This window comes from Steroidobacter sp. (assembly GCF_016790065.1).
Taxonomy (GTDB): domain Bacteria; phylum Pseudomonadota; class Gammaproteobacteria; order Steroidobacterales; family Steroidobacteraceae; genus Steroidobacter.
In genome coordinates this window covers 1-9,580 of sequence record NZ_JAEUPY010000900.1, presented here as the reverse complement: position 1 = coordinate 9,580, position 9,580 = coordinate 1, and the positions used below count along the sequence as shown (strand labels likewise).

The 9,580-nt window shown below is 60.3% G+C and carries 7 protein-coding genes and 1 pseudogene; 2 read left to right on the top strand and 6 right to left on the bottom strand.

Features of this window, described 5'->3' with window-relative positions; translation table 11 throughout:
- The 3 genes and pseudogenes from JNL55_RS36050 to JNL55_RS36040 all read right to left on the bottom strand — a co-directional run.
- A pseudogene (locus JNL55_RS36050) lies at window positions 1-727 on the bottom strand (alpha-glucosidase); the annotation flags it as partial.
- Window positions 728-777: 50 nt separating this feature from the next.
- A complete protein-coding gene (locus JNL55_RS36045; RefSeq protein ID WP_293866515.1) occupies window positions 778-2,265 on the bottom strand; it encodes a tryptophan halogenase family protein in 1,488 nt (495 codons plus the stop codon).
- Window position 2,266: 1 nt separating this feature from the next.
- Window positions 2,267-5,122 (bottom strand): TonB-dependent receptor, encoded by a 2,856-nt coding sequence (locus tag JNL55_RS36040; RefSeq protein WP_293866512.1) that lies wholly within the window; start codon window positions 5,120-5,122, stop codon window positions 2,267-2,269.
- Window positions 5,123-5,499: 377 nt separating this feature from the next.
- On the opposite strand from JNL55_RS36040, the gene JNL55_RS36035 reads away from it, so the two are divergent.
- Window positions 5,500-6,219, top strand: coding sequence for an endonuclease/exonuclease/phosphatase family protein (locus tag JNL55_RS36035; protein ID WP_293866508.1), 720 nt, complete (start codon window positions 5,500-5,502; stop codon window positions 6,217-6,219).
- 3 nt (window positions 6,220-6,222) lie between these two features.
- Here the strand turns inward: JNL55_RS36035 and JNL55_RS36030 are convergent, their stop codons facing one another.
- Window positions 6,223-7,047 carry a DUF3828 domain-containing protein gene (locus JNL55_RS36030; RefSeq protein WP_293866505.1) on the bottom strand — a complete coding sequence of 275 codons (825 nt, stop codon included), beginning with the start codon at window positions 7,045-7,047 and terminating at the stop codon, window positions 6,223-6,225.
- A 142-nt stretch (window positions 7,048-7,189) separates the two neighbouring features.
- Between JNL55_RS36030 and JNL55_RS36025 the strand changes: the two genes are divergently transcribed.
- Window positions 7,190-8,296, top strand: a complete 1,107-nt coding sequence (locus JNL55_RS36025; protein ID WP_293866502.1) for a glycoside hydrolase family 43 protein — start codon at window positions 7,190-7,192, stop codon at window positions 8,294-8,296.
- A gap of 10 nt (window positions 8,297-8,306) precedes the next feature.
- Here the strand turns inward: JNL55_RS36025 and JNL55_RS36020 are convergent, their stop codons facing one another.
- Entirely contained in the window at window positions 8,307-9,002 is a 696-nt protein-coding gene (locus tag JNL55_RS36020) for a DUF1223 domain-containing protein (RefSeq protein WP_293866499.1), read from the bottom strand.
- Window positions 9,003-9,128: 126 nt separating this feature from the next.
- Window positions 9,129-9,580, bottom strand: a 452-nt coding sequence (locus tag JNL55_RS36015; protein ID WP_293866495.1) for a DUF4070 domain-containing protein, incomplete at its 5' end; no start/stop codon positions are given.

The following is a 9,580-nucleotide window of genomic DNA, read 5'->3' as shown; positions in this document are numbered from 1 at the left end:
CGCGCTCGCCCACTTTCGACTGCCAGGTAGTGCGCCCTTGCAACCCCGCTGAGACGGTGGTGCTCGACGGATTGTCCCAAAGAATGCCGTAGCCTTTGTTGGTCACCAGGAACGGCACGCAGACAGTTTCACCAGCGGGCGCATCGTAGTTGTGCTTGCAGTCCAGAGTGCGGCCGCGATGATCCAGAATGCCTTCCTGATTCTGGCCCAAGCCGTAATAGTGCTCATCCGGTGGCGCCACGAAACTTGCGCCCACCCGAAATGTTTGCTCGCCGTTGACCGTGTGCGGCGCCAGTTCCCAGCCGCTCATTTCCACCAGGGTCTCGCCGCCGGGCTTACGTACCGTCACCGACACTGGCGGCAGCGATGGAGCGAAGTAACGCTGCATTTGATTCGGCGGACCCGGCGCGGGTTGCGCCTTCACTTCGACTGATAGCGACGGCGAGATGTATTTATCTCCCGACGCGGCGACCTCGTGCCTCCACCCGTTCGTATCCAGACTCGCGACGAACCCTGGCCCGGCGGGCGCACTCACTCGCTCTTTCTCCAGACTCAAAGTCACGCGCACGATGTTGGGAGCGTAAGGCTCGATACTGACGAAGCTGCCGTTGCGATCGAGCAGCCCCAGCGGCTCAGCCTCCGCGACTGCGCCGCCCCAGCACAGCAGAATCAGCACGAGCTTGGCCCCACGCGCCCAACTCGACCTGAGCGCTCTCAACTTGGACATGTGTTCCTTCTCTACCGCCAGGTTCAAAGTCGGCATTCGCGGGTGAAACATCACGCCGCTTTGCAATTGCTTTCGATGAACTGCAAATGGCTGGGCATGCGCGTGATGGCCTCGTGCAGTTTGTGCCGTAATCCCGCCGCCCTCTGTTCCAGCTCAGCCAGCGGCATGATGTCGGCCAATGGATCCCAGCGTTGCGGTTGAACGCCTTGCCCCAACAAGACCGCGACCCAGCTCGAATCCGCGAACAGCTGGCCGTCATGGCGCGCCACTTTGCCTCGTGAGCGAAACAGCTCCAGTCGCTGCGCGAGACTGTCGGGGATCGACATGTGCTGACAATCGCGCCAGAACGGCTCATCGCGACGATTGGCCACGTAATGCAGGATGATGAAGTCGCGGATCTGCTCGTACTCCACGATGCTGAGGCGATTGAACTCTGCTTCCGCCGCCGGATCCGGCAGCCCAGACAACGGCACCAACGACAGGAAACGAAACACCGCGGCCTGCACCAAGTGCAGGCTGGTGGATTCGAGCGGTTCCATGAAACCGCCTGCCAACCCTAGCGCCACGCAGTTGCCGTTCCAGAATTTCTTGCGCCGTCCGGTGGTGAATCGCAACAACCGCGGCTCCGCCAGCGCTTTGCCATCCAGATTCTGCAGCAGCACGCTGGCTGCTTCGTCATCGTCGATGTAGTTAGAACAATAGACGTGACCGTTGCCAGTCCGGTGTTGCAACGGGATGCGCCATTGCCAGCCGGCCCAATGGGCCGTCGACCGCGTGTACGGAACGAAGTCCGCTGCGTTTCGCTCACAAGGCACCGCCAGCGCGCGATCGCACGGCAGCCAATGAGTCCAATCTTCAAAGCCGGTGTGCAGCGTGCGCTCGATCAGCAGGCCCAGAAATCCGGAACAGTCGAGAAAGAAATCACCAGCAACGATGCGGCCGTCCTGCAGTCGCACGGCCTGAATCATTCCGCTCTCGCCGTCGCGATCCACCTGCACGATACGCCCTTCAACACGAACGACGCCCCGCTGTTCCGCATAGCCTCGCAGGAAGCGCGCGTACAACCCGGCATCGAAGTGATAGGCATACGCGAGCTGAGGCATGTCCTTGGGCATGGTCGGGAACGGCGGCAGGAAGCGGCCTTGATCGGCCGCGATAGCCGCCGGCGAGTAATCACTCAACGGATACGCATGACCGTTGGCCACCAGCCGCAACCAGAACTGATGAAACGAGATGCCATCGATGTTGGCGCCGAACTCGCCGAACTGATGGAAATAGCGATGCCCGGCCCAGCCCCAGTTGCGGAATTGAATGCCGAGCTTGAACGTCGCCTGTGTGGCGCGAACAAACTCGCGCTCATTGATGCCGAGCACCTGATTGAAGAACTGCAGCGGCGGAATGGTCGCCTCGCCGACGCCGACCGTGCCGATTTCGTCCGACTCGACCAGCGTCACCGAATGCGCGCCCTTCAGCGCATGCGCCAACGCGGCGGCGGTCATCCAACCCGAGGAGCCGCCGCCCACGATGATGAAGCGCATATCAGAAGCTGGCGCGAACGAACACGTTGTAACGGCGGTCCGCGCTCACCCAGTTGTGATACGTGAGCCCGGTTCTTTGCACGAAGTTGTCGACCAGCACTCGATACGGCGCGTCCGTAATGTTGACCGCTTGAAAGCCCACCTTGAGGTTCGGCAGTACATTGAAGTGGATCGAGCCGTCCAGCTGGCCATAGTCATCGGCCCACGCCGGAATATCCAAGTTAGCCGCCGCCATCGTGAGCACGTAACGCTCGCGCCAGTTGTACGCGAGCCGCGCTTCGAAACGCTGCGTACTGTAGTAAAGCTCGGCGTTGTAACTGGTCTTGCTCAAGCCTTCGAGCGGATAGTTATCCAGCGCTGAGTTGTCCCGCTGTTTGGCGTCGTAAGGATTCGCCGCGATGTTGCGCGTACCGGCGCTTTCCACATAAGTGAACGCCGCGCGGGCACCGAAGTTTTTGCCAAAGCCCGGCAGGAAATCGAAGAAGCCGTTGTATGCGACTTCGACTCCTTTCACGTAGCCGTCGCCTTGATTCTCCGGCCGCAACACACGCACCGTGCGCGTCTGGCCGTTGTTGGTGTAATCCACCGACGAGTTCAACGACGTTTCCATGAAGCCTTCGAGCTGCTTGTAGAAAATCGCCCCGGTGATGGAGTTGGTGGCATTGATGTACCACTCAGCCGACAGGTCGTACTGCCAGGACCGCATCGGCTCCAGATCAGGATTGCCCGAGTAGCCGTTGTAGGCATACACACAGGTGCCCACTTGCGCTCCTTCCGGCAATTCCTGGCAGGTGCCATTCACCATCAAGCCCAGATCCGCAGTGATGTTGATCGCTGGCAACAGCAACGGGAAGTCTGGTCGAGACAGCGAACGAGCGACGGCCAGTCGCAGGAAGACGTCGTCGCGCACCTTGTATCTCAGGTTCAAACTGGGCAACACGTCGGTGTAGCTGTTGTCGTCGGTCGACTCGTACGACGCACCGTTCGCGAATGCCAACTCATTAGGAGCGCCCACCACGTTGATGCCGCTGAAGGTCAACAACCCGGTGCCTGAATTCTCAGTGCGAACCAAGCGCACGCCCAGATTGCCGTCGAATTTGTCGCGACCGAAATGCGCGGCCACATAGCCCGCCAACGTTCTCTGGTCTTGAGTGTTGATCCCCAAGCCATCGTTGCCCGGAGTCGTGTCGGAGAAGTCGCCATTCCAGGGCGTCCAATCGCAGCAGTTGGTGCCGCCGGTCTCGACGCTGTGCACGGTACTCTCAAACGCACGGCGACTATTGAACGCCGAGGCACGCGGGAACAAGTAAACACTCGGCGCCCGCCCGCCATGGAACCAGTTCGAGAAGGCCTGCCGCGTGTAGGGGACGCTAGCATCGCCGAACGTGGTGATGCCGCCACCCCAGCTTTGCGCCACCGCGCCCCAGCGATAACCGGTTTCGCGTGTGGTCGAGCTGTAGTCTTCTTGGCGAATGCCGAAACGAATTCGATCCAACCAATCGCTGTTGTCGAACGTGAATTCGCCGTCGGCGCGGTAAGCCCAAGCGTCGGCGTCGTTCTTTTCGTAATGATCCATGGCCCAGCCGTAGTAGTACTGGTCCGGATCGGTCATCACACTGTTGGGACCCAGCGCAATGGTTGGCCGACCGCTGCCGTTCAGTCGCAGATCGAAGTCCAACGTGCCGGCACCCTGCCCCTGCGTGGGCGAACCCAACGTTAGATCTGCCGCATCCGTATCGGCAAACGCGCGTTGCACATCAACGTCGAAACGCCAGCGGTCGGAGGCGTGCCAGGTCAGATGTAAGGCAGCGTCATGATTTACGCTCTGCCGCTCGTTGTAGCGCGCGGACGCATTGAAGTAACTGTTGGTGATATCGCCGCCCACCAGATAACCATTCGAGACTTGCAGGTTGGTGCCGGTGAGACCGCCCCCTTGCTCGGTCCACAGCGCATTCTCGTTCTGTTCGAAGTTTGCATCCGACATGAAGTATTGCAACGACACGTCAACCGCATCGTTGGGCTTCCACTGCAGCGCCAACGATCCACCGACACGCTTGCGATCCACGGTGAGTTCGCGCCAACCGATGCCGCCCGGCGCAAACACCGTCTGGCCTTCGTAGCCCGGCAAATCGGTGCGTGCGTAGTACTTGTCGATGTGCAACGTGTGCGTTTGGCTAGTCAGTTGCGAAGCGCTGCTGGAGACCAAGAAACCCAGCTCGCCGATACCAGTGGTCCACCGATTGCTATACAGGAACGAACCGGAGGGACGCTCTTTCTTGGCCAGATCGCCGACCGCGTACTCGGCCGACACACCGAGCACTTGATCGGGACTGTCGAACGGCATCCGAGTGCGCAGATCCACCACGCCCGACAGGCCGCCTTCGATCATCGCCGCCGAAGGGTTCTTATAAACATCGACCGCCGCCATCAGTTCGGGCGGAATGTCTTCGAACCCCAAGGTTCGGCTTTTCTTGGCGGAGAACGCCGAGCGTCCGTTGAGCTCGCTGCGAACCCAAGTGAGCCCGCGCACCGTCGCACCGGCACCTTCCACAGCAATGCGGTCGGCATCGCGGGCTTCTGGCACGCGACCGATGGCCACACCTGGAATGCGCTGTAGAACTTCGGTGACGCTGCGATCCGGCAATGCGCCGATGTCCTCCGCGGTAATGGAGTCCAGTATTTCTTCGGCATCGGCTTTACGGGCTTGGGATGTTTGTAATTGCTGCCGTATGCCGGTGACGACGACTTCCTCGAGTCCGGACGAGCTCGCAACGTTCTGAGCGTAGCTCGGAGTTGCCGATAGCGCCGTGAGCACCGCGAGTGCCGATGCTGTCGAGACAGAATTCCTCTCAGCCATAACAACGTATCCCCCATTGTCTGACCTTCGTGCCGGACCGGAGGGACTGCCAAGCAGAACGCCGCGTCTATGCAGGCGCTCGTTGCCCGTTCCCCCAAGTCACCTGCTACCGCCCGAATGGGCCAACAGCAGGAATAAAATGTTTTTCACTAATGACTATAGTCCAGTCCTTCGAGCCATGTCTATCGCTCGACAAAAAATATTACGGCCCTGCGCAGCGCCGCCCGCCAGGCGGCCTTGACTGCAGAATTGGCTGACCTGCTATTCATGGCTGGCGCTGGACATTCAAAGTCGACTACCGCGGGCCGGAGCAACGACGTCATCACCAACTGTGTATCGTGACGAGCGCGGACATTGGATGCCGCCAGTGGAACGAAATGGCTATCAAGTTGCTGACCTTGAACGTCGAGAACGACCGTCATCTCGCGCGCGTGCAGGCCGTCATTGCCAAGCACCTGCCGGACGTCGTTTGTTTGCAAGAAGCATTGCAAGAGAGCTGTGCATACTTGGCGTCGAGTGGCGGGTATGCAGTGAAATATGCGCTGAGCGGGCTGCAGACCAGAGAGCCTGGCCTGGAACGCGCTTGGGGTGTGGCAGTGTTGACGCGCGTGCCGGTGCGTGAACAAACCATTCGCTACTACTCTGAAGATTCGCGCATTCGAATCTTGCGAGACCCAAACGATCCACGGCGCGCCTTGATCGTGACGGAGCTGGAACATCAGGGGCTGGCGTATCGAATCGCCACCACCCACTTCACCTGGACCGCGGACGGGCACATCAACGAGTTGCAGAAGGCGGACTTTCCTCGCCTCAAGCAGGTGCTATCGAGCTATTCGGATTACGTGTTGTGCGGCGATTTCAACGCGCCGCGTGGCCGGGAGATGTTCAGCCGCTTCGTCGCTGAGCTGCCGCTGACCGATCATTTACCGGCGAGCGTGACGTCCACGCTCGATCCGCAGTTTCACAAAGTCGCCGACTTGCAGCTCGCCGTCGATACGATTTTCTCGACCGAGCACTATGACGTCTTGGAATGCCAAGTGCTCGAGGGGATCAGCGATCACAAAGCCCTGTTAGCACGCATTGAGCGACGCCGGTGACTCTCAGCGATTCAGCAGCTGCGAAAGCTTCTGACCATCGCGATAACGCAGATCACTCACGCGCCACGCGTCGTTCACACGAACCAACTCCACGTGCACGGGATAAGCAGGGCGTCCTTCGCCCTGATACATCACTGTCACTTCGGCGCGATTGCCTGTGATACGAGCCTTCCCCAACTGAAAGCTGTTGGGATACTCCTGGCTATCCGTGTACGGATCGCCATTCAACTCCGGCGGTTCCTCGCTGCCCTTAGTGCGCTCGAACCAACTCTTCATCTGTTTCGACAGCGCTTCGGTGAGCAAGGCCGCCTGCGCCGCCACCGTGGCTGGCGAGAAATCCAGATCCGCCGCGAAGTGCTGGACCAACAACGTCTGCACCGTCGCTTCCGGAGAACTAGCAATGCTCACGCGAGACCAGCTAAGCACCGCGTTGTCGAGTCCAATCCAAGCGCGACCGTCGGCGGCTCGATGCACATCGAAGCTCGCGTTACTACAACCGATACGCTGAGTGACCAGACCACTGGGCATCCCGAACGCCTTGGCACTTTGCTCAGCCGGCGCTGGCAAATTACCTTCGAACAGGCCGTCCGCCGGCGCTCGCAAGAACGTGTGCGTGGCGCCGGGGCAGTTCAAAGGCGCCGGTCCCTTCATCACGCCAGGTGCGAAGCGCAGCTTCGTGCCCGCCGCCATGGGTGGACTCAACGGCTTGCCCCAAGGCGAAGGCAACGTTGCTTGAAGCGTCAGGGCTTCGTCCGCAGCGACTTGAGCTCGCGCAGTCGTACACACCATTGCCAACAGCACAGAACACAGCACGGGGCGAAGTTTCATTTCTTGGCACGCGCGATAGGGAACAGGCCCGCAATTCTGACTGAATCCGCGCCGATTGCCGCCACTGATACCGCTACCAACGCGACCGAATTGATGCTAGCTTTACGCCGCCGAACAGCTATCAGGATCTTCAGGGGAGTCTATGCACCGCCCGTCGTTGCGCTTGCTTGCGCTTACCGTCATTGCCACCCTCGCCGCCTGCTCTGCCAAAGAAGCCCCGCCCGCAGCCAGCCCTGGCGCGGATCAACAAGCGCCTGCCAAGCAGGAACGTGGCTACTTGTCGCAGCCGCTGGTGTCCGAGATCTACACGGCCGATCCATCGGCGCATGTGTGGGACGGCAAGATCTATGTCTATCCCAGCCACGACATCGAGGGCTCCACGCCTGAAGACGACATGGGCGCGCACTTCGAGATGCGCGACTATCGGGTGATCAGCATGGATCGGATCGGCGAGCCGGTTACGTTACATCCCGTCGCGCTGGATGTGAGCCAGGTGCCGTGGGCCGACAAACAAATGTGGGCGCCCGATGCAGCCAAGAAGGGCGACACATATTTCCTATATTTCCCTGCCAAGGACAAACAGGGTGCGTTCCGTATCGGCGTTGCCACGTCCAAGTCGCCCACCGGTCCGTTCGAGCCGCGGCCGCAACCGATCAAAGGCAGTTTCTCCATCGACCCCGCCGTGTTCACCGATACCGACGGACACACCTACATGTACTTCGGCGGTATCTGGGGCGGACAGCTACAACAGTTCACCACGGGGACGCATGATCCCAATGGCTCCAAGACGGATCTGAACGCGAATGATCAGCCTGCGCTGACAGCCAAGATCGCGCGCTTGAGCGACGACATGCTCGAGTTCTCGGAGAAGCCGAGAGACGTGGTGGTGTTGGATGAAGCCGGCAAGCCCTTGCTCGGCGGCGACCACGATCGACGCTTCTTCGAAGCCTCGTGGATGCACAAGCACGGCGACAAGTACTACTTCAGCTACTCCACCGGCAACACGCACTACATCGTCTATGCGATTGGCGATTCGCCGTACGGCCCGTTCACTTACACCGGACGCATTCTGGAACCGGTGGAAGGCTGGACCACCCATCACTCCATCGTCGAATGGGATGGTCGTTCGTGGTTGTTCTACGCCGACTCACAGCTGTCAGGACAAACGCGCCTGCGTAACGTGAAGGTCACCGAGTTGTTCTACAACGCGGACGGCACCATCAAGACGCTCGATCCGTTCGTCCACTGATAACGAGCGGTCAGCGCAACGCGAGCGTGGCCGCACCGGCAATGGCGCCGTGATTCTTTCGTTGCAGAATCACGGCCACCGACGTCGCATCGTTCGGTAGCGTGGCGAGCTTCGCGACCATCTGTTGTGGCTTGCCGTTCCAGGTGCCCAGCCGCTTGATTGAGCGCACCACATTGAAATGTTTAAGCGTGCGCCGAGCGTTCTCGCCGCTGCTGATCTTGTCGGTCGCCTCCGCCAGGTAACTGACCAGATACACATCCATGGACTCGCGCCACGCTTCGAGAAACTGAATCTGCAGATTGCCGCCCGCCTTCGATAGCTCGATCGCGAGCGCATCTCGGTCGCCGGCGATAGCTTTACGCACTTCGGTGCGATTGGAACCCAACACACTGGTATCGCCGCTCACCACGATCTGTGGTGTGAAGGCGCCGGATCGGGACAAGCGCCGCACATAGCCTCGCTGACGTTCGGTGGCCTCCGGCATCGAGAACCGATCCTTGAAGCCTTCTTCGTCCCAATAGTCGACGTGGTATGCCAGTGCAATGATGTCAGGCTTGCGAGCCAGCTCGCCGAGCAACACATCCGCCGGCGGGCACGAACTGCAGCCCTGCGACGTGAACAACTCCACCACCACAGGCCGCGCAACGGCACTCGCCGACAGCAGCAGGACCAGTGCCGCAAGCCATGCTTTGATTACGCCTTTCACGAGTCCATCCCCGGGAGCTTTGGCCGGTCACTGAACGCGCGATTTGCCCTGCTGGTTGCATGCCGATGCATGCCCCGATCCTCTCATGGATCGTAGCCGGGCGCGAACAGCCCGACGATGGCTCGGTCAAACGCCTGGACTCACATACTGGCTCGCGCGCTGCGGGACCGAGACGGCACCCTTCACCGCTTCCCTGCGAGCCATTCGCGCCCGAAATTTCAAGTGACGCTGCCGGGAGAGTTCGATGAGCGGCCGCCAGACGGCGCCGGTCAAGCGATGTTTGATCAATAGATGCCAAAAGCGATTCGAGCGTTTGTACAAGTAGCTCATCGCAAGATAAGGCAGCACGGCTCGCCAGTCCGTTGGCCGCCGGCGCCAGATCGAGGTGTGCGAAAACAAGCGGTCGTAACACCAGGCATAGCCGCGGTCGAGTTCGTCGGCACTCATGTGCTTTGGTGCAAACACCACATGCGCCGTATCGTATTGGTCCCAATCCCGATGCAGGATCCGCCCTTCCGCATCGAGCTGTCGGAAGAACGGCGTCCCAGGATACGGCGTCAGGATATGGAATGTCGCGC